This is a genomic window from Deefgea tanakiae, from assembly GCF_019665765.1.
Taxonomy (GTDB): Bacteria; Pseudomonadota; Gammaproteobacteria; order Burkholderiales; family Chitinibacteraceae; genus Deefgea; species Deefgea tanakiae.
In genome coordinates this window covers 678,066-699,559 of record NZ_CP081150.1, presented here as the reverse complement: position 1 = coordinate 699,559, position 21,494 = coordinate 678,066, and the positions used below count along the sequence as shown (strand labels likewise).

General features: G+C 46.5%; 29 protein-coding genes and 1 other RNA gene. 16 read left to right on the top strand and 14 right to left on the bottom strand.

The features are described 5' to 3' along the window. Window positions 1-251 precede the first annotated feature (251 nt). Window positions 252-677 (top strand): YkgJ family cysteine cluster protein, encoded by a 426-nt coding sequence (locus K4H28_RS03360; protein WP_221006999.1) that lies wholly within the window; start codon window positions 252-254, stop codon window positions 675-677. Window positions 678-735: 58 nt separating this feature from the next. Here the strand turns inward: K4H28_RS03360 and K4H28_RS03355 are convergent, their stop codons facing one another. The 5 genes from K4H28_RS03355 to cyaY all read right to left on the bottom strand — a co-directional run bounded on the left by K4H28_RS03355 (window position 736) and on the right by cyaY (window position 4,159). After that, the gene (locus tag K4H28_RS03355) at window positions 736-1,338 is read right to left on the bottom strand and encodes a hypothetical protein (protein ID WP_221006998.1); all 603 of its coding nucleotides are present in this window, start codon (window positions 1,336-1,338) and stop codon (window positions 736-738) included. A gap of 38 nt (window positions 1,339-1,376) precedes the next feature. Then, the gene (locus K4H28_RS03350) at window positions 1,377-1,781 is read right to left on the bottom strand and encodes an FKBP-type peptidyl-prolyl cis-trans isomerase (protein ID WP_221006997.1); all 405 of its coding nucleotides are present in this window, start codon (window positions 1,779-1,781) and stop codon (window positions 1,377-1,379) included. Between the two features lie 101 nt (window positions 1,782-1,882). Further along, window positions 1,883-3,337: a beta-barrel assembly-enhancing protease gene (locus tag K4H28_RS03345; protein ID WP_221006996.1), complete on the bottom strand. Its 1,455-nt coding sequence runs from the start codon at window positions 3,335-3,337 to the stop codon at window positions 1,883-1,885. 115 nt (window positions 3,338-3,452) lie between these two features. Beyond that, window positions 3,453-3,848, bottom strand: a complete 396-nt coding sequence (locus tag K4H28_RS03340) for a YqaA family protein (protein WP_255573607.1) — start codon at window positions 3,846-3,848, stop codon at window positions 3,453-3,455. Then, window positions 3,848-4,159, bottom strand: a complete 312-nt coding sequence (cyaY, locus tag K4H28_RS03335) for an iron donor protein CyaY (protein WP_221006994.1) — start codon at window positions 4,157-4,159, stop codon at window positions 3,848-3,850. Before cyaY ends, K4H28_RS03340 begins: the two co-directional genes overlap by 1 nt. A 93-nt stretch (window positions 4,160-4,252) precedes the next feature. Here cyaY and lptM point away from each other — a divergent pair, with 93 nt between their 5' ends. Then, a complete protein-coding gene (gene lptM, locus K4H28_RS16910; RefSeq protein WP_373312765.1) occupies window positions 4,253-4,393 on the top strand; it encodes an LPS translocon maturation chaperone LptM in 141 nt (46 codons plus the stop codon). Window positions 4,394-4,533: 140 nt separating this feature from the next. Here the strand turns inward: lptM and K4H28_RS03325 are convergent, their stop codons facing one another. The 5 genes from K4H28_RS03325 to K4H28_RS03305 all read right to left on the bottom strand — a co-directional run bounded on the left by K4H28_RS03325 (window position 4,534) and on the right by K4H28_RS03305 (window position 7,890). Beyond that, window positions 4,534-5,187 (bottom strand): Crp/Fnr family transcriptional regulator, encoded by a 654-nt coding sequence (locus tag K4H28_RS03325; RefSeq protein ID WP_221006992.1) that lies wholly within the window; start codon window positions 5,185-5,187, stop codon window positions 4,534-4,536. Between the two features lie 64 nt (window positions 5,188-5,251). Beyond that, window positions 5,252-5,905: a Crp/Fnr family transcriptional regulator gene (locus K4H28_RS03320; RefSeq protein WP_221006991.1), complete on the bottom strand. Its 654-nt coding sequence runs from the start codon at window positions 5,903-5,905 to the stop codon at window positions 5,252-5,254. A gap of 24 nt (window positions 5,906-5,929) precedes the next feature. Further along, window positions 5,930-6,295, bottom strand: coding sequence for a hypothetical protein (locus tag K4H28_RS03315; RefSeq protein WP_221006990.1), 366 nt, complete (start codon window positions 6,293-6,295; stop codon window positions 5,930-5,932). Window positions 6,296-6,410: 115 nt separating this feature from the next. Beyond that, on the bottom strand, window positions 6,411-7,367 hold the full coding sequence (locus tag K4H28_RS03310; RefSeq protein WP_221006989.1) for a Tim44 domain-containing protein: 957 nt from the start codon (window positions 7,365-7,367) through the stop codon (window positions 6,411-6,413). A 166-nt stretch (window positions 7,368-7,533) separates the two neighbouring features. Further along, a complete protein-coding gene (locus tag K4H28_RS03305) occupies window positions 7,534-7,890 on the bottom strand; it encodes a dihydroneopterin aldolase (RefSeq protein ID WP_221006988.1) in 357 nt (118 codons plus the stop codon). A gap of 112 nt (window positions 7,891-8,002) precedes the next feature. Here K4H28_RS03305 and plsY point away from each other — a divergent pair, with 112 nt between their 5' ends. Further along, complete coding sequence (gene plsY, locus K4H28_RS03300) at window positions 8,003-8,623, top strand: glycerol-3-phosphate 1-O-acyltransferase PlsY (protein WP_255573606.1); 621 nt, start codon at window positions 8,003-8,005, stop codon at window positions 8,621-8,623. Between the two features lie 59 nt (window positions 8,624-8,682). On the opposite strand, the gene smpB is transcribed toward plsY, so the two are convergent. Beyond that, a complete protein-coding gene (smpB, locus tag K4H28_RS03295; protein WP_221006986.1) occupies window positions 8,683-9,138 on the bottom strand; it encodes an SsrA-binding protein SmpB in 456 nt (151 codons plus the stop codon). A 32-nt stretch (window positions 9,139-9,170) separates the two neighbouring features. On the opposite strand from smpB, the gene K4H28_RS03290 reads away from it, so the two are divergent. The 6 genes from K4H28_RS03290 (at window position 9,171) to K4H28_RS03265 (ending at window position 12,521) form a co-directional block, all read left to right on the top strand. Beyond that, a complete protein-coding gene (locus K4H28_RS03290; protein ID WP_221006985.1) occupies window positions 9,171-10,148 on the top strand; it encodes an asparaginase in 978 nt (325 codons plus the stop codon). Window positions 10,149-10,199: 51 nt separating this feature from the next. Further along, window positions 10,200-10,297: signal recognition particle sRNA small type (gene ffs, locus K4H28_RS03285), an RNA gene on the top strand. Between the two features lie 233 nt (window positions 10,298-10,530). Next, complete coding sequence (locus K4H28_RS03280) at window positions 10,531-11,091, top strand: septation protein A (protein ID WP_221006984.1); 561 nt, start codon at window positions 10,531-10,533, stop codon at window positions 11,089-11,091. Window positions 11,092-11,102: 11 nt separating this feature from the next. After that, window positions 11,103-11,405 carry a YciI family protein gene (locus K4H28_RS03275; protein WP_221006983.1) on the top strand — a complete coding sequence of 101 codons (303 nt, stop codon included), beginning with the start codon at window positions 11,103-11,105 and terminating at the stop codon, window positions 11,403-11,405. A 12-nt stretch (window positions 11,406-11,417) separates the two neighbouring features. Further along, the gene (locus tag K4H28_RS03270; protein ID WP_221006982.1) at window positions 11,418-11,681 is read left to right on the top strand and encodes a BolA family protein; all 264 of its coding nucleotides are present in this window, start codon (window positions 11,418-11,420) and stop codon (window positions 11,679-11,681) included. Window positions 11,682-11,732: 51 nt separating this feature from the next. Then, window positions 11,733-12,521 carry a peptidyl-prolyl cis-trans isomerase gene (locus K4H28_RS03265; protein WP_221006981.1) on the top strand — a complete coding sequence of 263 codons (789 nt, stop codon included), beginning with the start codon at window positions 11,733-11,735 and terminating at the stop codon, window positions 12,519-12,521. 60 nt (window positions 12,522-12,581) lie between these two features. Here K4H28_RS03265 and K4H28_RS03260 read toward each other — a convergent pair whose 3' ends face one another. Further along, window positions 12,582-12,935, bottom strand: a complete 354-nt coding sequence (locus K4H28_RS03260; protein WP_221006980.1) for a ComEA family DNA-binding protein — start codon at window positions 12,933-12,935, stop codon at window positions 12,582-12,584. Between the two features lie 196 nt (window positions 12,936-13,131). On the opposite strand from K4H28_RS03260, the gene hpnC reads away from it, so the two are divergent. The 4 genes from hpnC (at window position 13,132) to K4H28_RS03240 (ending at window position 17,167) form a co-directional block, all read left to right on the top strand. Continuing rightward, complete coding sequence (gene hpnC, locus K4H28_RS03255; RefSeq protein ID WP_221006979.1) at window positions 13,132-13,980, top strand: squalene synthase HpnC; 849 nt, start codon at window positions 13,132-13,134, stop codon at window positions 13,978-13,980. After that, complete coding sequence (locus K4H28_RS03250; RefSeq protein WP_221006978.1) at window positions 13,977-14,561, top strand: thermonuclease family protein; 585 nt, start codon at window positions 13,977-13,979, stop codon at window positions 14,559-14,561. The genes hpnC and K4H28_RS03250 overlap by 4 nt, the downstream gene beginning before the upstream one ends. 189 nt (window positions 14,562-14,750) lie before the next feature. Further along, a complete protein-coding gene (locus K4H28_RS03245; RefSeq protein ID WP_221006977.1) occupies window positions 14,751-15,881 on the top strand; it encodes a tetratricopeptide repeat protein in 1,131 nt (376 codons plus the stop codon). Between the two features lie 8 nt (window positions 15,882-15,889). Next, entirely contained in the window at window positions 15,890-17,167 is a 1,278-nt protein-coding gene (locus K4H28_RS03240; protein WP_221006976.1) for a L,D-transpeptidase family protein, read from the top strand. A 96-nt stretch (window positions 17,168-17,263) separates the two neighbouring features. Here K4H28_RS03240 and K4H28_RS03235 read toward each other — a convergent pair whose 3' ends face one another. Together K4H28_RS03235 and K4H28_RS03230 are read right to left on the bottom strand one after the other, a co-directional pair. Beyond that, the gene (locus K4H28_RS03235; RefSeq protein WP_221006975.1) at window positions 17,264-18,004 is read right to left on the bottom strand and encodes a beta-ketoacyl-ACP reductase; all 741 of its coding nucleotides are present in this window, start codon (window positions 18,002-18,004) and stop codon (window positions 17,264-17,266) included. 129 nt (window positions 18,005-18,133) lie between these two features. Then, on the bottom strand, window positions 18,134-18,433 hold the full coding sequence (locus K4H28_RS03230) for a DUF3579 domain-containing protein (RefSeq protein ID WP_221006974.1): 300 nt from the start codon (window positions 18,431-18,433) through the stop codon (window positions 18,134-18,136). Window positions 18,434-18,644: 211 nt separating this feature from the next. On the opposite strand from K4H28_RS03230, the gene argF reads away from it, so the two are divergent. Genes argF through K4H28_RS03215 form a run of 3 tightly spaced genes read left to right on the top strand, consistent with a single transcriptional unit; the run spans window position 18,645 to window position 21,449 of the window. Next, window positions 18,645-19,559 carry an ornithine carbamoyltransferase gene (gene argF, locus K4H28_RS03225; RefSeq protein ID WP_221006973.1) on the top strand — a complete coding sequence of 305 codons (915 nt, stop codon included), beginning with the start codon at window positions 18,645-18,647 and terminating at the stop codon, window positions 19,557-19,559. Next, on the top strand, window positions 19,559-20,182 hold the full coding sequence (leuE, locus tag K4H28_RS03220; RefSeq protein WP_221006972.1) for a leucine efflux protein LeuE: 624 nt from the start codon (window positions 19,559-19,561) through the stop codon (window positions 20,180-20,182). Before argF ends, leuE begins: the two co-directional genes overlap by 1 nt. A 46-nt stretch (window positions 20,183-20,228) precedes the next feature. Beyond that, entirely contained in the window at window positions 20,229-21,449 is a 1,221-nt protein-coding gene (locus K4H28_RS03215) for an argininosuccinate synthase (RefSeq protein WP_221006971.1), read from the top strand. Window positions 21,450-21,494: the final 45 nt, after the last annotated feature.

Here is a 21,494-nt window from a genome sequence, read left to right as displayed (position 1 = left end):
CAAGAAAAGTAAGCAAAAGAAGGCGACCCGGGCGCGCATCGGTCCCCGATGCCCTCGATCTGTCGTGAGCCAAACGATAAAACCGCTTGTCTCGCTCCCTCGCTCGGTGCGCTTAGACGGGATTTTAAGACCCAGCTCAACGAGCGCGGCAATGCATCAACAGCAAATCTGAACACCACCTAAGTGTACAAGGTATTGGCTGCTAGGCATTAACAAACAAAGTTTAGCTGGCAATACATATAAGTAAAAAAATGAATACATCAGACCAACAGATCAAACTAATCCAAGACGATGGCCGCGTATTTGTCGATATGCCCGATGGCGACGACCATGTTTGTGCGAGCTGTGGCGCTTGCTGTAATCACTTTCGCGTGTCGTTTTATGTCGGGGAAATTGCTGGCGGCTTAGCGGAAGACGCGATTGGCGTGCCTGCCGATAAAGTCATTCCGATTACGCCGTTTTACGCTGCGATGGCCGGAACGAATCAAGAAAAACCGCGTTGTGTGTGCTTTGAAGGGGAAGTCGGTAAAAGTAGCCGATGCAGTATTTACCATCACCGCTCCAGTACTTGTCGCGAATTTTATGTGCACGATGAATTGGGCCAACCCAATCCCGCCTGTCAAACTGCACGGGCGGCAAATGGTTTACCACCGCTGACCGCGATTTCAATAAAATAAAGGGTATAGAGCTATAAGCAATCAAAATCATTACCTAGAGCCAAATACCCTTTGCAAATTATTTTACGTTTTTGGTAATCAACGCTTGAATATCACTCGGGCGGTGCAAAGCTTCGCCTTGGCTGGCAAAGTTTTTCAACTTGCCGTTTTCAATTTGCCCCACTTCAAGCTTGCGATTGTCGCCATCAATCAGCAACCACGTCGCATTGCCTTTCTGCTCATTGAGCAAATACATCACACGCTCTTGTTTCAAAATCGCACCACCCAGCGCAGCTTTCACCGCTGCGGCATCAGTGCCTAAGAGCGTATTCAAGTCGGCTTCGATGGGGCTCACTGCGGTAAACAAGCCGATCTCGGCTGCTGTTTTTCCAGTCAAGCCGCTGAGTGCTTGCCAATTGGCATTCGGTTTAATGGCTTGAGCAACCAAGGCCGATGTTTTGTCTTTCAGTGCACTGCCCACTTTGCTGGCGTCAATACCCAGTGGTGCGAGCGCTTCGTTGGCTTGCCCCACGGTTTCATCAATCACCGCATTGGCTTGATTTTTGACTTCTTGGCCAACCACGGCGGCGACCGATGAGGCGGCTTGTTGGGCTAGCTGAGCGCCTTGATCACAAGCACTCAAGCTCAACAATAATGCGGCGGGAATGACTAGCTTTAACATAATAACTCCTTGTTTATGCCGGCTTCCCGCCGACATGATTATTTAGTGGCTAAAACTTCAACTTCGAACGTCAAGGTCGCATCGGCTGGAATTACACCGGGCACACCACGACTGCCGTAAGCCAGTTGCGGCGGGCAAACCAGTTTGGCTTTACCGCCGACTTTGATTTTTTGCACACCTTCAGTCCAGCAAGGCACCACGCCACTCAATGGAAATGTTGCTGGCTGACCACGTTTGTACGAGCTATCAAATTCTTTGCCATCAGCCAATGTGCCGCGGTAGTGCACAGTCACGGTATCAGTGGCTTTAGGTGCAGCACCCGTACCGGCTTTCAAGGTGGTAATTTGAATACCGGTATCGGTGGTTTCAACTTTTGCAGCAGTCGCTGCGATGACGCTAAGAGAACAGCTCATTAGGACTACAGCGGAGAGTAAATGTTTCATCGTTCTTCCTTTTGGCATAAAAGAACAGCAAAATGAACCTGATTAGATCATTTTGCTGAGAATAATAACTTAAATCTAAAAATCGGCCAGAATCGACAAGCTTATTTAGCTGGCGAATTTTGCAATTCACGCAACTGGCGAATCCGCGCTTCGATACTGGATAATAAATAAAAATCATTGCCCGGCTGTTTCAATGCTAAATCGAACTGTTCAAATGCAGGGGCATATTCCTGCAGCCTAACATAATATTCGCCTTGCGCCTGATACTGTCGCATCAAGTCACCTTTTTTAGCATACATTTTTGCCATGCGCTGATACAGCCAAGCATCGGATGGGTAAAGTTCTAAAGCATCCATAATGCTGGCCTGTGCTGCACTTAAATTGTTAGCAGCAATTTGTGCGTCAATTAAGCCATACACCAAGGCGCGACTCGCAGGAAAACGGAGTGTGGCTTCTTGAAAAAGTTGTTCAGCCTGCGCAAATTGTCCTTGGCCAATTTTAATGTTCCCCGCTAAAAACTCCAGCATCGGATGGCTTTTGCCGCTTTTTCCTTTCTCGACTCCTAAGCTGGCTTTTGCCTCTAGCATCGCCGCCCATGCTAAATCGTACTGCCGCAATAAATAATGCGAATACGCTAGACCGTAGCGTTGGGCGGTTTCATTGGCGAAACGCTTTTCAGCAATAATATGCGTGTAATACGGTACACCTTCACGCCCCCCCATTTGCAAGGCGCGACTTTTTTCGCGAATAAATAAAAACTCTAGGCTATCAGGAACGGGTTTAAATTTAAATTCACCAGAACGAGCTTGCGCATCCGAAATGCGCTTATACGTCACCGGATGGGTACGCAAAAAATCAGGCGCATTATTCTCGTATAAACGATTGTGTTTTTGTAATCGCTCAAAAAAAGTCACCATGGCGTTGGGGTCATAGCCAGCTTTTTTTAGCGTTTGCATTCCGATACGATCTGCTTCTTGCTCAAATGAATAAGTAAAATCCAATTGCTTTTGCACAGCCAAACCCGTACCTGCGGCAATAGCCGCCACTGCTGCATCGCCATGCCCAGCTTGAGCGGCTAACAAGGCCAAAGCAATTGAGCCTAATGAAAGCCAAACACCGGATTTAGTCCCATCGATCAATCGCGCAATATGCCGCTGACTGACGTGGGCAATTTCATGCGCTAATACGCTGGCGACTTCAGACTCATGCTGAGCTTGCACAAGCAAACCCGTATGCACACCAATAAATCCACCTGGCATTGCAAAGGCATTCACGTTGTCATTAAGCAGTGGGAAAAAAGTAAATGGCTGCTCGTTGACTTCGGCAGCATCCGTTAAGCGATGCCCCATCTGACTTAGGTACGCCACAATTTCTGGGTCATCCATCATCGCGCCACTGCGCCGAATTTGGCGCATTGCATTCTCACCGATTTCACGCTCTTGCTGCGTACTCAAACCCTGTTGTGATACATCACCAAAATCGGGGATATCGGCGGCATGAACTGGCATGATCGCCATACTCAACATCAAGATAATCGTGATGATTTTTTGCTTCACAAGATCTCCGCTCTTTCGCAAGACAAACGTTGGCATGCTCGTTGTTTCATGATGATCCACGCGATTGATCACATAGAGTCTGACGTGGCTGAACAGCGTTTTTGCAAGTAAGCAACTAATTAAACAAAACATAAATCGCTAAATAGCGGGCTATTTTGCCAATCGATAGATAGAGCGTCACCGACCACCACGGCCAGCGCAACCATCCTGCCAAACCGCAAACCGCATCACCCACAATCGGCAACCACGACATCAGCAAGCTGATTGGCCCCAGTTTTTGCAACTTTTGTAACCACGGTTTTTGCGGGGCTGGCGGTAATTTTCGCCCCATCCAGACCGTTAACAGCCCACCCAGAATATTACCCAGCGAAGCCACCGTGACCGCCAGTAAGCCCAAACTAGGTTTAAAGTGCAGAGCGGCTAATAAAGCGGCTTCTGAATTACCGGGTAAAACGGTAGCTGATAAAAAAGCCGATGCAAATAACCCAACCAGCCACAGCAAAATATCCATCAAAAACTAAATGCTTCGCCTGCATGCGCACTAATTGCCGTAGCCACATCGGCAAACAATTCGCCATCACCGCGAGTATTAATCCACTGGCCTTCAATCAAGCGATAGTGATAACCGCCTGAGCGCGCGGCCAACCAAATTTCTTGATTGGCAGCATGACGATTCACAATCACTTTGCTACCGTCTTCAAACTCAATTTCCAACACATTGCCTGCACGCAGGGTATCAACATCAAAGTCAACGTCATCAAGTGCCATTTCAACTTGCGCAAATACGGCGTCGCTCAGATCTAAAAATTCAGATTCGGTCATTTCTATCCTTTGTGGCTAAAGCCATTTTGACAGCACTCGGCGCTGATCTGCCATGCTAAAATACCAATTCTACCACTGACAAGCCCTGCCCTTATGCGCGCTCTAATGACCTTTGTATTGTTTGCCTTCACTCTTAGCGCCTGCGGCTTTAAAGGCCCCTTGTACTTACCCAAGCCCAGTGAAACCAGTAAAGCGAGCCAGCCGACGGCGGCAGCTAGCGCTGTTTCAAAATAATCTCATGCTTTAAAGCTAAGATCTCAATATCTCTTAGTTCTTTGGCTGATCAATGCGGTTTACTCAGCAGCGTCGTTCAGCGGTGGGCTGGCATTAAAAAAGGCGAGCATCGCTCGCCTTTTTAATTAGTGGTCCATTAATTAGAATCGTTCCGGCAATTTTTGCACAATGATAATTCGTTTATTTTCCAAACGGATATAACCACCAAACACCAACTCTTTCAAAATTCGCGCAATCATTTCACGTGATGAGCCAACCCGATCAGCGATGGCTTGTTGGGTCAGTGGCTGAGAAATCATTTCCTGCCCATCCACCATTTCAAGCATCGACTCAAACAAAGCACGAACTCGCCCGTAAACATCAAGCAAAGCTAAATTTTTCATGGTGGTTGATAGCGTACGCACCATTTTTGCTAAATTAGCAATCACCAAGTCTTTCACTTGAGGCTCACGGTTTAATGCCTCACGAAATTCATGCTTGGTAAACATCAAGAACACACAGTTTTCTTCACATTGCACTGACCAACCGCGTGGTTCATCATCGAGCAAAGAAATTTCACCGATGGCATCACCCGGTTCAGCCAGCATAAACACGAATTCTTTGCCTTGATTATCGCTACTAAAAAAACGTGCTTGCCCTTCCAGCAGTACGTACATGCCTTCTGCTGGATCGCCCTCGCGAAAGACAAAAGCACCTTTTGGCATCGTACGTTTCACGCCAACTTGCACCATGTATTCAAGTTGCTCATCTGAAAACCCAGCCAGCAATGGTACTTTTTGTAAAATCGATAGCATAAAAAAACCCTGTAATTAACGCTGAGCGTGATTAATATTATTTTCTACTGCATACTGTTCTGGATTAAAACTGTTCTGGTAATTTTTTTAACAGCAACAATCGTTTTCGACCTGTTTCAACGTAGCCCCCAGCGACTAATTCACGCATGATTTTAGCAATCATCTCGCGTGATGCCCCCACTCGATCTGCGATGTCTTGTTGACTCATTTGCTCGTCAATCAGTAAACCCTCATCAGTCGGTTGCGCTAAACGCTCAAATAACACCCGTACACGGCCATAAACGTCTTTCAATGCAAAATCACGAACCATTACGGCTAGCGAATTGATCACCGTCATTGCACCAATCAACATCTGATCTTTAAGCTCAGGATTACTTTGCAATAAAGCCATAAAGTCCGCTTTATAAATGCTCATCACCAAGCAGTCACTCTCCGCTTCAGCGCAAATAGAGCGGCGCTCATCACAAAATAAAGCCAACTCACCAAATGAAATACCCGGATCTGCAACGTGATAAACAAACTCTCGACCGCTGTCATTACTTGAATAGAGTTTTAAACGACCTTCCAGCAAAACATACATGCACTCGACAGGATCATCTTCATAAAATAAGACGGAACCTTTAGCGATTTGACGTTGTTTACCAACCGATTCGACTTTAAGTAACTCTTCATCACTCAGTGATGAAAATAATTGAGTCTGTGCCAATAATGGACGCATTTTTTACCTATACCAAAATTATTCTTATTTTGCCGTTTTGGCAGCAACAGGCGCAGAGGCCTCTTCCACAGCAGATGCTTTCGCGTCTAAATCGATCTCCGCAATCGGCGATAATGAACCCGTTTTCACATCGGGGGGCGGAGCGACCTCGGTGATTTTTTTCGCCTGCATATATTCATTCATTTCTTTCCAGCCTGCATAAATATCGGCTTTAGCGACCCTAGCATTACGGCGATAGCAATCTTCTAATGAACGACCGCTATGACGACACGATGCGCCCACCGCTTTACCGTTGGCTTTTTGCTTATTCACCAATTCTAATACTTGATCGCAACCACTCAGCACAAACATCAGTGGCAATAGCAAAGCGAAAATTTTGACTGACTTCACGGGCAAGTCTCGATAATTATTTTGTCAAACTAAATTGTATGTGAAAAAGCCCATCAAGTCGCAAAGACCTGAAGGGCTTTTGTATTTAATCGTGTTTAATTCAACATCTTTAAGCTTATGCTTGCTGAATCCCTGCCAACAACCAGCGTGGATCGCTACCGATCGGGCGCACGAAGTGCCAGATTTCACGGAATGGAACAGGTGCCGCATGCAAACTTTCGCTCACACGACCGGTAAATTCAACGCTAGCAATCATACGACCGCTTTCGTTCACCGCTTCAAGCACATTCAAGTTCAACTCTGGGAACTCCGCCACATCAGTGTTGCTGCCAATTTCATCTTTCAGATCAGCAAACAACTCTGGCGTCATATAACGGCGCATTTCCTCGGCTTGTGAAGGCGAATTAAGCGATTGCATATGCATAAAGCTCGCACGTGCTTGGCGCAAAAAGGCTGCCACTTCAGTGCCATCCGGTAGACGAGTGATTGGCGAGCTCTGTTGCTGTGCAGCAGCACCGCCACCAAATAATCCACCCGTTGCAGCAGGAGCAGCACTACCTGCACCTTCGCCAATCCGGAATACTCGATCTTGCTGAGCAGGCTGCGCTGATTGTGGCTGTGGAAACAACGGCGCTGGCGCCGCTGAGGCTCCTGCATAGGCCATACCATTACTTTGCTGCGCGACTTGAGCTTGTTTACGACGGCGCATCCACATCACACCACCCGCTGTTAAAGCACCAAGCAACAATAGCGTCCCCCAAGGCACACCGCTCTCACCTTGTGCTGCACCTGAAGCATTATTCGAGCCAAACATATAACCGAGTAATGAGCCTGCTGCTAAGCCACCCAATACACCGCCCATCATTCCCATACCGCCCGATTTTTGTGCGGGTGCCATTGGCTGTTGTTGTGGTTGCTGCTGAACGTTGTTATTACGTTGCGGAGCAGGTGCCGCTTGACGTTGCATACCGCCTGAACGACCACCGCCAACTCGTTTTGCTTCCGCGATATTGGCCGCAAATAAAGTAGTGCTCATCATCACAACCATCAAAGTTTTAGCAAAACGTGCCATTCTGAGTCCTTGTTAATTCGTTAACGTTATTAGCTTAGTGGGGTTGAAAGCATAAAAGTTCAATAGCACAGACAAATATAATTATTAATAATGACACAGTCATTGCAACGGGTATCAACCGCTAAGCATCATCAATTAAAGGCTTATAACCAATACCCATGCAATACTACCCACGACGGCCCCGCTCAATGGTGACCCCTACTTTCGCCACATCTTGCAAAATACCTAATTTGGTCACCGAAACTTTAATCCAAGGCGCACCAAAATCATGAAGGACGATTTTCGCAATATGTTCAGCCAAGGCCTCAAGCAGTAAAAAATGCTTCTCTGCGAGGTCTTGGCGAATTTGTGTAACGACTTTGTCGTAATCAATCGTATCGTTCAAATGATCCGAAACGCTCGCCCTGCTTGATGGCAAGCCGATTTCTAAATCCAGCTCAACCACTTGTGCTTTAACACGCTCCCAGTCATACCAACCCAATACAGTGCTGGCGCGTACTTGCTGCAAATAAATTATATCCATGAATATTTTACCACCGGCTTATCCACCCAATTAGATCCAATTTGAGGGCAAGGCCAGTTTAGCTTAGAATCGAAAGCCTTCGATTGTAGTGGAAATATGGATGTCGCTGCTAATGTCACTGCTGATTCTCGCCGCCTATTTATTAGGCTCCCTCTCTTTTGCCGTCATTGTGTCCAATACAATGGGCTTGGCTGACCCGCGCACTTATGGTTCCAACAATCCCGGCGCAACCAATGTACTGCGCTCAGGCAATAAAAAAGCTGCCGCATTTACGCTATTGGGCGATGCGCTCAAAGGCTGGGTTGCCGTTTTTGCTGCACAGCAAATTGCACCGCATATTGGATTGGGCGCGGTCGGCTCAGAAAGCTATACACATGCAATCGCAGCCGTAGCTATTGCAGTCACCGTGGGCCATATGTGGCCCATTTTCTTTAAATTTAAAGGCGGAAAAGGGGTTGCGACTGCTGCTGGGATTTTATTAGCGCTCAATATCTGGTTAGGCTTGGCGACCTTAGCGATTTGGATTTTTGTTGCCAAAGTTCTCAAAATTTCATCACTCTCAGCCTTAATTGCAGCGGGACTCTCGCCGCTACTCACGGCGTGGTTAATGCCGAATCAGCCAATTTATCTCGGAGCAGTCACGGTCATTGCCGTTTTGCTGATCCATCGCCACAAACAAAACATCATTGGCTTAATGAAGGGTAAAGAAGGAAAAATCGGCGATCAGCCTTAATTTTAAACATAAAAAAAGCCGAACTCAGCTCGGCTTTTTCTTTGGGTAAATCGGGGCTATTAGCCTTGCTTTGTGGCATCGCGCACAATACGTGCTTTTTCACGCACCCATTCACGATCTTTTTCTGTTTGGCGTTTATCGTGTTGCTTCTTACCTTTAGCCAGACCAATCTCAAGCTTAATAAAGCCATTTTTAAGATGCATATTGACCGGCACGACGGTATAGCCAGATCGGTCGACCTTAATCGCTAACTTATCAATTTCACTTTGTTTAAGTAATAGCTTGCGCGTACGAACCACATCGGGCAGCACATGCGATGACGCATTGAGCAACGGAGAAATATGGCAGCCAAACAGATAAAAATCGCCATCTTTATGAATCACATAGGCTTCTTTAATTTGCACGCGACCAGCACGGATGGATTTAACTTCCCAACCTTCTAACACAATCCCTGCTTCGAGCTTTTCTTCAATAAAGAAGTCGTGAAACGCCTTGCGATTATCAACGATAACCATGATATGCCTCCTGAACAGACAAGGATTCTAACATGCCAACGCCTAAGCTAGCAGCTCAACGCATACTTTGCCTCTATACCGGCGGCACCATAGGCTGCATTCCCACCACGCAAGGGCTAGCACCCGCTGTGGGCGTACTGCAAGAACCCTTGCAGAAATTATTAGCGCGTTTACAACTCCATCAAATTGAACTGACCCTGCGCGAATATCCACAACTACTCGATTCATCGAGCATGCAACCCAAAGATTGGCTACGCATCGCGCAAGACATCCATGATAACTATCATCATTTTGATGGCTTTATTGTGTTGCACGGGACAGACACGTTAGCTTGGACCGCAGCCGCCTTACATTGGCAGCTCATGCAGATCGCCAAACCCGTGGTGGTTACCGGATCTCAACGCCCATGGTTAGAATCTGGTAGCGACGCCACTGCGAACGTCGAATTAGCCATCCGCGCCGCGACAGCTCAACAAGCAGGGATCTTGGTCGCCTTTGGCGGGCAAGTATTGCCTGGAGTTTTCGTCAAAAAACTGGATGCCGATGCGGACGCAGCATTCTTTGCGCCAAACTGGCAAGGAACGTGGCCAAGTGCTCCCACCAGTAATTATTTTTTTCAGCCTGTCGATCCCAGTTTAAGAATTTTGCCGATTAAGCTCTTTCCCGGCACAGAAAGCTGGTTAGTTCAAAGCCTTGCCAATCAAACAATCGATGGTATTGCCATGGAAACCTATGGCAGCGGTAATCCACCAGCTCATACCTACCTACAATCGACATTATTGCACCTAGCAGAACAGGGCACTACCTTCATTAACTGCACTCAATGTATCCGCGGCGAAGTCCGCCAAGGACATTATGCGGCGGGCGACTTCATGCATCAAATCAATGCCTTGCCCGCAGGCAGAATGAGCATCGAAGCCGCAACGACTTGGCTCTATACAGCGATCAAATCAGATTCAACGCAAGATAGCCTCGCCAAGGCATGGCAATCGGCGCAGCTTGTGGTATAGTTGCGCCCTATCGTTGTTTTGCGCGCTGTAAAGCGTGCCAAAGCACTCGACGGCGGGCCTCCCCGCATAGCTAGAAGGTGAACTTGGTCAGGTCCGGAAGGAAGCAGCCACAGCTTTTGATGCTAGTGCCGGGGGTCAGGCTCGCCACCTCCCCTCTCGACTTGTATTAATACCATTATTTTGTCTGTAGGCTAAATTCTTGATGCGCATCAACGCGCACCGCAGCCCAATCCCGCATGATGCGTTTCGCAAGCTGATGCTTCGTGTATCTCCAGTGGTAATTGGGCGCCATTCTTCGTAAACCGTCGAATGGCGTTTTTTTCACCTTGAATCCGAGCGCACTCCCCTGCATAATCGCCCAAATCATTTTTTGGCGTGCCCCATGAAATTTCTGTTTGACCTGTTCCCAATTTTGCTGTTTTTCGGTGCTTATTCGATTACCGATGACATTTACTTTGCCACTGGCGTGACCATTGCCGCCACCATTGCCCAAGTTGCTTATTGCTGGTTTCGCCATCGTCACGTCGACAAAATGCTCTGGATCAGCCTAGTCCTCATCACTGTGATGGGCGGCTTAACGATTATTTTCCACAATAAACAATTTATTATGTGGAAACCGACCGTTCTGTATTGGTTATTCAGTGTCGTGATTGTTGGCGCATGGCATATCAAACAAAACAATCTGATTGAAAAACTGATGGGCGCATCCATGGACTTGCCCCGCCCGATTTGGACTCGTGTTATGTACGCATGGGCCTTGTTTTTTCTCGCGATGGGCCTACTTAATATCTTTGTGTTTCAAAATTTTGATGAAGCAATTTGGGTCAAATTCAAAGTGTTTGGCACTTTGGCACTGACTTTGGTTTTTGTTGTGGCACAAAGCCTCTACCTCTCAAAACACATTTTGCCAGAAGAAGAAACAAAACCTTCAGAACCGCAATAAGGATTTTTAGTATGCCTTTGTACGCCATTATTGGTACTGATAAAGCGGATTCTTTACCTGACCGCCTTGCCGTTCGCCCTGCCCATTTAGAACGAATGGAACTACTCAAAGCCGAAGGCCGCCTCGTGTTAGCTGGGCCATTTCCAGCCATCGATAGCGTCGATCCTGGTCCTGCAGGCTTTACAGGCAGCCTCATCGTCGCTGAGTTTGCCTCACTGGCCGACGCTCAGGTCTGGGCTAAAAATGACCCTTACGTTATCAACGGGATTTTTACCGATGTAAAAGTAAAACCCTTCCGTCATGTACTTCCATAAGAGTCTGGTATTATGAGCATTGCTGATGAAATACGCCTGCGCTTAGCTTCACTAAATCCAGAAAATATCGATATTTTTGACGACAGTGCAGCTCACGCTGGTCACGCAGGTGCTGCCAGTGGTGGCGGTCACTTTGATGTCACTATTGTTTCAGCTATATTTGCCGGAAAAAAATCGCTTGAGCGGCACCGTATGGTGTACCAGCCCTTAGCAGACTTGATTCCCAATCAGATACATGCTCTCAGTATTCGTGCGTTAACGCCGGATGAATTTTAAATAAGATGATTTTTAAATAAAACCAACTGCACCACAGAAAGGAATCACTACATGTTTAAAGCAAATCGTTTGGCCTTAGCACTTGCCGCAGCCACACTTTCAACTGCTGCTTTTGCTGCACCTGCTGGCACGCTCGCTACCGTAAACGGCGTTGCGATCCCTGCTGCCAAAGCAGATTTATTTGTTAAAGAAGTGACTGCACGCGGCCAACAAAAAGACACACCTGAATTGCGCGCGCAAATCAAAGATGAACTAATCAAAAATGAAGTTGTGTACCAAGAAGCTTTGAAAAAAGCCACCGACAAAAATCCAGAAGTGCTAACACAACTGGAAATGTTGAAACAGCGCGTCATCATTGGTGCATACGTAAGCAATTACGTGAAAGCTAATCCAATTACTGATTCTGAATTGCGTAAAGAATACGACAAAATCAAAGCTAATTTTGCAGGCAAAGAATACAAAGCACGCCACATTTTGGTAGCAACAGAAGCAGAAGCTAACGCGGTTATTGCTGACTTGAAAAAAGGCAAAAAGTTTGATGAGTTAGCGCAAGCTAAATCACTCGACAAAGGCAGCGCAGCAAAAGGTGGCGATTTAGGCTGGGCGAATCCAAATAGCTTCGTAAAAGAATTTGGTGGCGCATTAGCTGCATTGCCAAAAGGCAAAACAAGCGATCCAGTTAAAACTCAATTTGGTTTCCATGTCATTAAATTAGATGACGTACGTGAAGCCAAAGGCCCAAGCTTTGAAGAGGTGAAAGCAGAACTCGCTCAGCAAATGCAAGGCAAACAAGTGCAAGAGATGGTTGAAGCTTTGGTTAAAAAAGCCAAAGTAGAATAATCTTTATCACATAAAAAAACCGGATCATCAGTGATCCGGTTTTTTTATCGCCTCAGCAAATTACTTTTTAGCGGGTGCACTTGCTTTTACTGCTTTATCAGCAGCACTTGCTTTGGCTGCTTTGTCCGCTTTTGCTGGGGCAGCAGGAGCGGCTACTTTACCGCCAACAGAAATTTCACCTTTAATTTTTGCATAAGTACCTTCTTTGATGCCTGGTACTTTCATGATGTCTTCAGCTGATTTGAAAGGACCGTTTTTAGTACGGTAATCAATAATATCCTTGGCTTTAGCTGGACCAATCCCAGTCAAAGATTCCAATTGCGCTTGATTCGCGGTGTTTAAATCAACAGCAGCAAATGCAGCAGTCATCAATGCAAAACTAGCCAATAAAGTAATAAAAAGTTTTTTCAACATGATTAGTCCCATAAAATTTATAATAATTTGATTAAGCTTCGACAGATAAAAATCTTGCTCCGCATCCAATAAAAGAGGCGCCACGAAATTTTGTTATCGAATTTAAATTTACTCCGCATCAAAAGATACGCATTGCCAACTATAGCAGCACGCCACATTATTTCCATCATTTGTCAGCTTTATTCAAGGAAAGCGTATGAAGGGCATCACACCACAACAGACTGTTGAACATTATGAAAATTTTCCGGTCGGCTCCTTCTTACTCCCCAAGCCATTTCGCCCCGCGATTGCCGTGGTCTACCATGTTGCGCGCTATGCTGACGATTTGGCTGATGAAGGCGATGCGAGTGCCACAGAGCGACTGATTGCATTAAACGAGTGCAGTGCCGAACTACAGCGCATTGAACGTGGTGAAACCCCGCTCACGGCACGATTCCAAGCACTATCGCTAGTCGTGATCCAATACCAAATCCCACTCGCCTTATTTGAAGATTTGTTTTCCGCATTTCGCCAAGACGTTGTTAAAACTCGGTATCAAAACTTTGGTGAAGTCATGGATTATTGCCGCCGCTCTGCGAATCCGGTTGGGCGTATTTTGTTGCACATTTTTGGTCAAACCGATGCACGGCAAATGGCACTTTCTGACGGAATTTGCTCGGCATTGCAGTTGGTTAACTTTTGGCAAGACGTCGCCATCGATTGGAAAAAAGACCGTGTATATTTACCACTCGACGACATGGAACGTTTTTCAATTACCGAAGTCGATATAGACCGAGCAATTGCAACACCCGCATTTAAACAACTGATGTCTTTTCAATGCGACCGAACCCGCCGCATGCTGCGGGCAGGTTCACCACTAGGCGTGCAACTACCAGGACGCATTGGTTTAGAAATTCGCACTATCGTTTTAGCGGCAGATCGAGTCATAACTAAAATCAAGCAGGCTGAATACGATGTGTTTAATGCACGTCCCACTTTAACCCGTAGCGATTGGCCCGCCATTTTATGGCACGCATTAAAAGCAGGAATCACTAAGAAAGTATGAGAATTAGCCAAAAACAACAACGCGCCTTAATCAGTTTATTCACCGCCCGCTCATGGCCTGCGCGTATATCGGCGATTATCGTTTTAGCGATTGCAGCCTTTACATGGTGGAATCAAGGCCAAGTCAGCCCAGGGCAACTCACAAAGGGAAGTCAAATTGAAGGTCGTGTGGTCGGCGTGGCCGACGGCGACACCGTAACAGTCCTTGATGCTGATAAAAAGCAATACAAATTACGCCTGGCGTATATTGATGCACCCGAAAAAGCCATGCCCTTTGGGCAAGCGTCTAAAAGCAATTTGTCTGATTTAGTTTTTGAACAAAATGTCGTTGCACACATTGACGATGTTGATCGCTACGGACGTGGCGTGGCTCGAATCAGCAAAGCCGAGCAAGATATTAATTTAGCACAAGTGGACGCTGGATTTGCATGGCATTACGCAACATATGCCAAGAAAACACAAAGCAGAGGTGAGTTTCAACAGTATGAACAAGCTCAAGCAAACGCTAAATCCCAACGTACAGGCTTATGGAAAGACAACAATCCAACCGCACCATGGGATTGGCGCAAATCCAATCGATAGCACAATAATAAAACGTTAGGTATCGCCATGCATGCCTTTATTACCAATACTTGCATGCCAATACACCAACTTAAATTTAATATACAAATACACAACGCTGCTGCAACTCAGTTCATCAGGGTCAAATCCCTAAAATTTTGCTAGAATTGCGTCAGTTAAATTGCGCCCCTCTTATCGCTTGGAATCATAATGCTCGTAACCCGCTTTGTTCTCACCGCACTTTTCTCTGCGCTTTCCATAGCGGCCTATGCTGGTGAAGCTGAAGATATTCAGCAATTAATACGAGCAAAACAATACCAACAAGCGGTTGAACGAGCTGATAGTTTTCTAACTAAATCGCCAAAAGACGCACAAGTTCGGTTTTTACGCGCTATTGCCCTCACTGAGGCAGGCCGCAATGATGAAGCAATTAAAGCCTTTACTAAGCTTTCCGAAGACTATCCACATCTACCAGAACCTTACAATAATTTAGCGGTGCTATACGCCAACAACAATCAATTTGATAAAGCGCGTGCAGCCTTACAAATGGCGATTCAAACTAATCCAAGCTATGCCATCGCACACGAGAACATGGGTGATTTGTATGCACGCCTAGCCTCACAAGCCTACGACAAAGCGTTGCAACTTGAAAACAATAATCCTCAAGTTCAAACAAAATTAAAATCTGTTAGCACTTTATTTAATCCCAATCAGGCTCCGATTAAAGTGGCTGCGGCAGTAGCGCCAGCTAAGCCAGCTAAAGTAGTTCCTACGGCCCCGGCAGTAACGGCTGCAATTACCGCTAAAGCAACGACCCCCCCCGTTCTAATTTTGCCCAAGCCATTACTCCCTGCAACCACTACGACCAGCAAAGTGGCAACGACTACCAAACCGATTGCAACTGAAGCGCCGAAGCTCGCTACAGCCAAGCCTGTTGTGGCCACGGAAGCGCCAAAACCAAGTCCGATTGCAACATCAGCCCCCAAAGTGGATGAGCGCAACACTGATCGCCAGCAAGTCACCGCGAGCGTTCAAAGTTGGGCTAATGCGTGGAGCAAACAAAATGTGGCTGGCTATGTGGGTAGTTATGCCAAAGGCTTTAAAGCCCCCGGTGGCCGTAGCGCATGGGAAAAAGATCGTCAGTTAAAAATTTCAGGGCCAAAATCTATTGATGTGAAAGTCAATGTACTCAACGTTGACTTCATTGATGATGACACTGCCAAAGTGAAACTACGTCAAAATTACAAATCAGATCGCCTGTCTAGTAGTACGGTTAAAACATTGGTACTACAAAAATCTGGAAGCCGCTGGTTGATTCTTGAAGAACGGATTGGTGGTTAATAAAATACATGTCTCATTTAACACCTTGGACCAAGCGAATTATTTGCTTGGTCATTTTGCTTTGTCTAGCAACCGCAGCAACACCGCGTTTATTCGAATTCAACGACAACACATTCTCGCTGACTCCTGAAATAACTGGAACTGCTAAAACAGGCAATAATGAAACTCGCATACTCGCCGCGATTGATGATATTCGTTCCGGTAATATGGCTGATGCCCGTGCAACTGTAGATGCGCTACTGGATGAGCAACCCAATTATCGATTGGCACAATTACTGCGAGCTGATCTATACGCCATGCGCGCAATGCCACTTGAAACGATCGGTGGTGGCGTTGCGAGCGCTCCAGGTGACGCCCTAGATGACCTGCGCAAAGAGGCCTTAGTTCGAATTGCCCACCGCAATGAAGACCAAGCTACCGCCAATAAACTCCCAGCCAATATCGTTGTTTTCGCGCCGAACCAAAAATACGCCATCCTCGTTGATGCTTCTACTTCGCGCCTGTATGTCTTTGCGAATGAAAATGGGAAGCCCAAACGGATCAAAGATCACTATGTCGTTGTTGGCAAACTCGGTGTAGATAAAAAGTTTGAAGGAGACCAACGCTCTCCGCTTGGTGTCTACTTTGTGACTAGCCATCTAACTCGCCCACAACTGGATAAAACCTATGGCGCTTTAGCAGACCTTTACGGTGTTGGTGCTTGGCCGATTTCTTATCCGAACGAACTCGACCGCAGTCAAAAACGTACTGGTTATGGCATCTGGCTACACGGGAGCCCAGCTGCAACCTACGCTCGCGCACCACAAGCCTCTAATGGCTGTGTCGTACTAACCAATGAAGAGATGCTCAAGGTGAGCAGCTATTTGCAGCCTGGTAATACCCCGGTGATCGTTGCACCACAAGTGGAGTGGCTGTCCGAAAGTGAATGGCTCCAGCGACAAACGGCTGCGCTCGCCCTTTTGTCAGAATGGAAAAGTAAATGGGAAAGCTTAGATGCGAATACTTATCTAAATTTTTATGGCGCAGAGTTTCGTAGCGCTGAAGGACAAACCTTGGATGCTTGGCGCAACCAAAAAACGACGGTTAACACTGGTAAGACTTGGACAAAAATTCAACTCAGCGACATTTCAATTTTTGCCGCTGGTGAAAACAGTACGCAATTAGTCACCACATTTAAGCAAGACTACCGCAGTAATAATTTAGAAAATCAAATGCGCAAGCGCCTGTATTGGCAACGTAGCGAGCAGGGCTGGAAAATCATCTGGGAAGGTGCGGCAGCGATCTAAAGGGTATATCTTTGAACGTTAATTTAAATAGTGCGTATAAACAAATACCCAAGAAAAAACCCGCTGAAAGCGGGTTTTTTCTTGCAAATCAAAAAATTACAAAGTCAAACCACCAGTCACTTCAATCGCCGCGCCATTAATATAGCTCGCTTCATCAGAAGCCAAGAAAGCATACACGCTCGCAATTTCTGATGGCTGGGCCAAACGACGCATAGGCACCTTTTCTTCCATACCTTGCAACACTTTTTCTGGCATGGCTGTTACCATCGGCGTTGCCACAAAACCAGGGCAAACCGCATTGGCGCGAATGCCTTTTTTGCCAAGCTCTTTTGCCCAAGTTTTTACAAAGCCAATGACACCAAACTTTGAAGCGGCATAATTGGTTTGACCAAAATTACCATACACACCAACAACAGATGACGCATTCAAGATCACGCCTGAATTTTGCGCAATCATCGTATCGACAACTGCCTTGGTGCAGTTATAAACGCCTTTCAGATTGATATCGATCACGCGATCAAATTGATCATCGGTCATTTTAAATAACTGCGCATCCTGGGTAATACCCGCGTTATTCACCAACACATCAATGCGATTGTATTTTTCTTTGACTGCTGCCACCATCGCAACAATCGTATCCGTCTTTGTGACATCGACCACGAAACCGACCGCATCAGCACCTCCAGCCACTAAGGCCGCGACTACTTGATCCACCCCCGCTTGATTTACATCGCAAACAACCACTTTTGCGCCTTCGGCAGCAAATTTGATGGCCGTGGCCTCGCCGATACCGCTAGCAGAACCAGTAATGATGGCAACTTTATCTTTCAGTCTCATGGCAATCCCCTATTCACGGTCTACGCCCTTATGGGCAATATCCACAGCATAGATCACATGCTGCAACGCAACAATAGGAGGCATGGATTTTTTACAGAAATGTAGGATGGAAATTTCAAAAAACGAAATTTAGTGCTGATTGCCTTGAATCAGAGATCGACAGTCAACCACTTGCAAGTCATTGTCTTTTGCAAATGTCATAATAAATTCAAAGACGCGTGGATCAACTTTTTCTAACTGTCGATCAACGGCAACGCAGCGCACATTGTTGTGCACCATAGGACGTACAAAAGGTGCGTATGACAGTTTTTGGTCAACACCAAAAGTAGAGAGAATACCCGATAGGCGCTCAGCCCAATCACTAGGACGGAACTCACGTCCGTTACTGGTAATACCTTGAATGATAATTTCGTAAGGATTGCAGATCATTGTGGGCGCCAAGCAGAGTTTAATTCGAGAACTGTCCGCATTATACCACCGCCCTATGCTGCGGCGCATGAAATATGTAGCACGCCATGAATAAGTACAAGCTCCACAAATCCAGCAAAATACTTGCTTTTTTGGGGTATAACACTGAAAATAATCGTTTTTTCAGCCATTTGGTCGCGTGCTCAGCGCCGATCGACCAGGACAAAATTGAATGCGTCACTACCTACAGTTCAGCGATTTTACTCTTGAAGAATACCAATACCTGTTTGAACGGACTGCAAAATTAAAAGCACGCCTCAAATCAGGCACGCTCTATCAGCCTCTGCCTGGCAAAGTATTGGGCATGATTTTCGAAAAATCTTCGACTCGAACTCGAGTATCGTTTGAAGCAGGTATGTTCCAATTGGGTGGACATGCGATGTTCTTGCAGTCCAAAGACACGCAATTGGGCCGTGGCGAACCGATTGAAGACGTCGCAAAAGTCATGAGCCGCATGGTCGACATCGTCATGGTGCGTACTTTCGAGCAAAGCATTATCGAGCGCTTTGCCGAAAACTCTTTGGTTCCAGTGATCAATGGCCTGACTAATGAATACCACCCTTGCCAAATCATGGCCGACATTTTCACGTATATCGAACATCATGGTCCAATTGAAGGGAAGACAGTATGCTGGATCGGCGATAGCAATAATATCAGCCGCACTTGGTTGCAAGCGGCAAAAATCTTCAATTTCAAATTGAATCTTGCCTGCCCACGTGGTTATGAAATGACAGTGCTGGATGGGCAAACCTACGGCAGCGATGTTTTTGAAACATTTAACGACCCATATCAAGCTGCTCGAAACGCCGACATCGTCACTACCGACGTCTGCACTTCAATGGGCTATGAGCGCGAAACACTACAGCGCAAAAAAGACTTCATCAATTACAAAGTATCAGAAAAATTGATGCTGCAAGCCAAAGCAGAAGCGCTTTTCATGCATTGCTTACCTGCACATCGTGGCGAGGAAGTCGATCCGGAAGTCATTGATGGCCCACAATCAGTGGTGTGGCAAGAAGCGGAAAACCGCATGCACACTCAAAAAGCGGTAATTGAATACCTACTGCTAGGTCGTGTGGACGATTAATGTTTGGCATTACTGATCTTTGGGCCTATGTACTTGGTACGGTACTGATTATTTTAGTGCCGGGCCCAAACTCACTCTTTGCACTGACAATGGCTAGCACCCGCGGTCGAAAAGCTGGTTTTGCTGCTGCCACTGGCATCGTCGTTGGTGACTTGATTTTAATGCTTGCGGCTAGTTTAGGTGTTGCCTCACTAATGAAAGCCAATCCAATTGCTTTTGATGTGGTGCGATATTTAGGTGCAGCCTATCTGACGTATATCGGTCTAAGCGCCCTATTTTCTAAGTCACAGCAACATACCCAATCAGTCGAATCAACTCATAACTCAACACGTAAAGCTTTCCGTTCTGCGCTGGCAATTTCACTGGTCAATGTCAAAGCAATTCTTTTTTTCATGGCGTTCTTCCCGCAATTTGTAAATCCAAACTACCCACACGTTTGGCACACTTTTGCTGCGCTAGGCATGATCGTACAGTTCGTCAGTATCAGCTATTTAACAATGTTAATCTTGGTTGGCAGCAGCCTATCGCGCCGACTTTCAGCTAAAATCTGGCTGAAAACCGTACTAAATAAATTAGTCGGCACTTTGTTTGTGAGCTTTGGCTTACGCCTAGCACTGAACTGATATTCGTATTTTTCTTTTTGAACATCTTAAGACTAAGGCAATCCGCATGTCCGATATTAATAAAGTAGTTCTCGCCTATTCCGGCGGCTTAGATACGTCAGTGATTCTGAAATGGCTACAAGACACTTATCAATGCGAAGTGGTGACCTTCACTGCTGACCTAGGCCAAGGTGAAGAACTCGAACCTGCACGCCAAAAAGCACTGCAATTTGGCATCAAACCAGAAAATATTTTTATCGACGACTTGCGCGAAGAATTCGTTCGTGACTTTGTGTTCCCGATGTTCCGCGCCAACACAGTGTACGAAGGTGAGTACCTGCTCGGCACATCCATCGCTCGTCCATTGATCGCCAAACGCCAAATTGAAATCGCCAACGCGACCAATGCGGACGCGGTATCTCACGGCGCAACCGGCAAAGGTAACGACCAAGTTCGTTTCGAACTCGGTTACTACGGCCTAAAACCAGACGTTAAAGTGATTGCACCTTGGCGCGAATGGGATCTATTGTCACGCGAAAAACTATTGGCTTACGCTGAAAAGAACAATATCCCAGTCGATATGAAGCACAAAAACGGTGGCGCACCCTATTCAATGGATGCCAACTTGCTACACATTAGCTTTGAAGGCCGTCACTTGGAAAACCCATCGGCCGAAGCCGAAGAAACCATGTGGCGCTGGAGCGTGAGCCCAGAAGCCGCACCTGATGCAGCTGAATACCTTGATATCGAATTTGAAAAAGGCGATATCGTGGCATTGAATGGCGTACGGATGTCGCCAGCCACCGTGCTAACCAAGCTCAATGAACTCGGCGGCAAGCACGGTATTGGCCGTTTGGATTTGGTCGAAAACCGCTACGTCGGCATGAAATCACGCGGCTGCTATGAAACACCGGGCGGCACCATCATTCTGAAAGCGCATCGCGCCATTGAATCGATCACGCTGGATCGCGAAGTAGCACATTTGAAAGATGATCTGATGCCGCGTTACGCCAGTATGATTTACAACGGTTTCTGGTGGGCACCTGAGCGCAAAGTTCTGCAAACGTTGATTGATGCGACACAAGAAACCGTCAATGGCTGGGTACGTGTGAAATTGTACAAAGGCAACGTCATCGTGGTGAGCCGTGACTCGAAAACCAACTCATTGTTTGATATGAACATTGCCACGTTTGATGACGATGGCGGCGCATACAACCAAGTTGATGCTGGCGGCTTTATCAAACTCAACGCACTGCGCATGCGTATTGCAGGTCGTTTGAATAAATAAGCTTTAACCCAATACGACCAAAACGGCTCGGATCTTCTGAGCCGT

Coding starts and splice junctions, on each gene's coding strand:
- K4H28_RS03360 (WP_221006999.1), top strand. CDS start 252: ATGAATACATCAGACCAACAGATCAAACTAATCCAAGACGATGGCCGC.
- K4H28_RS03355 (WP_221006998.1), bottom strand. CDS start 1,338: ATGTTAAAGCTAGTCATTCCCGCCGCATTATTGTTGAGCTTGAGTGCT.
- K4H28_RS03350 (WP_221006997.1), bottom strand. CDS start 1,781: ATGAAACATTTACTCTCCGCTGTAGTCCTAATGAGCTGTTCTCTTAGC.
- K4H28_RS03340 (WP_255573607.1), bottom strand. CDS start 3,848: ATGGATATTTTGCTGTGGCTGGTTGGGTTATTTGCATCGGCTTTTTTA.
- cyaY (WP_221006994.1), bottom strand. CDS start 4,159: ATGACCGAATCTGAATTTTTAGATCTGAGCGACGCCGTATTTGCGCAA.
- lptM (WP_373312765.1), top strand. CDS start 4,253: ATGCGCGCTCTAATGACCTTTGTATTGTTTGCCTTCACTCTTAGCGCC.
- K4H28_RS03325 (WP_221006992.1), bottom strand. CDS start 5,187: ATGCTATCGATTTTACAAAAAGTACCATTGCTGGCTGGGTTTTCAGAT.
- K4H28_RS03320 (WP_221006991.1), bottom strand. CDS start 5,905: ATGCGTCCATTATTGGCACAGACTCAATTATTTTCATCACTGAGTGAT.
- K4H28_RS03310 (WP_221006989.1), bottom strand. CDS start 7,367: ATGGCACGTTTTGCTAAAACTTTGATGGTTGTGATGATGAGCACTACT.
- K4H28_RS03305 (WP_221006988.1), bottom strand. CDS start 7,890: ATGGATATAATTTATTTGCAGCAAGTACGCGCCAGCACTGTATTGGGT.
- plsY (WP_255573606.1), top strand. CDS start 8,003: ATGTCACTGCTGATTCTCGCCGCCTATTTATTAGGCTCCCTCTCTTTT.
- smpB (WP_221006986.1), bottom strand. CDS start 9,138: ATGGTTATCGTTGATAATCGCAAGGCGTTTCACGACTTCTTTATTGAA.
- K4H28_RS03290 (WP_221006985.1), top strand. CDS start 9,171: ATGCCAACGCCTAAGCTAGCAGCTCAACGCATACTTTGCCTCTATACC.
- K4H28_RS03280 (WP_221006984.1), top strand. CDS start 10,531: ATGAAATTTCTGTTTGACCTGTTCCCAATTTTGCTGTTTTTCGGTGCT.
- K4H28_RS03275 (WP_221006983.1), top strand. CDS start 11,103: ATGCCTTTGTACGCCATTATTGGTACTGATAAAGCGGATTCTTTACCT.
- K4H28_RS03270 (WP_221006982.1), top strand. CDS start 11,418: ATGAGCATTGCTGATGAAATACGCCTGCGCTTAGCTTCACTAAATCCA.
- K4H28_RS03265 (WP_221006981.1), top strand. CDS start 11,733: ATGTTTAAAGCAAATCGTTTGGCCTTAGCACTTGCCGCAGCCACACTT.
- K4H28_RS03260 (WP_221006980.1), bottom strand. CDS start 12,935: ATGTTGAAAAAACTTTTTATTACTTTATTGGCTAGTTTTGCATTGATG.
- hpnC (WP_221006979.1), top strand. CDS start 13,132: ATGAAGGGCATCACACCACAACAGACTGTTGAACATTATGAAAATTTT.
- K4H28_RS03250 (WP_221006978.1), top strand. CDS start 13,977: ATGAGAATTAGCCAAAAACAACAACGCGCCTTAATCAGTTTATTCACC.
- K4H28_RS03245 (WP_221006977.1), top strand. CDS start 14,751: ATGCTCGTAACCCGCTTTGTTCTCACCGCACTTTTCTCTGCGCTTTCC.
- K4H28_RS03240 (WP_221006976.1), top strand. CDS start 15,890: ATGTCTCATTTAACACCTTGGACCAAGCGAATTATTTGCTTGGTCATT.
- K4H28_RS03235 (WP_221006975.1), bottom strand. CDS start 18,004: ATGAGACTGAAAGATAAAGTTGCCATCATTACTGGTTCTGCTAGCGGT.
- K4H28_RS03230 (WP_221006974.1), bottom strand. CDS start 18,433: ATGATCTGCAATCCTTACGAAATTATCATTCAAGGTATTACCAGTAAC.
- argF (WP_221006973.1), top strand. CDS start 18,645: ATGCGTCACTACCTACAGTTCAGCGATTTTACTCTTGAAGAATACCAA.
- leuE (WP_221006972.1), top strand. CDS start 19,559: ATGTTTGGCATTACTGATCTTTGGGCCTATGTACTTGGTACGGTACTG.
- K4H28_RS03215 (WP_221006971.1), top strand. CDS start 20,229: ATGTCCGATATTAATAAAGTAGTTCTCGCCTATTCCGGCGGCTTAGAT.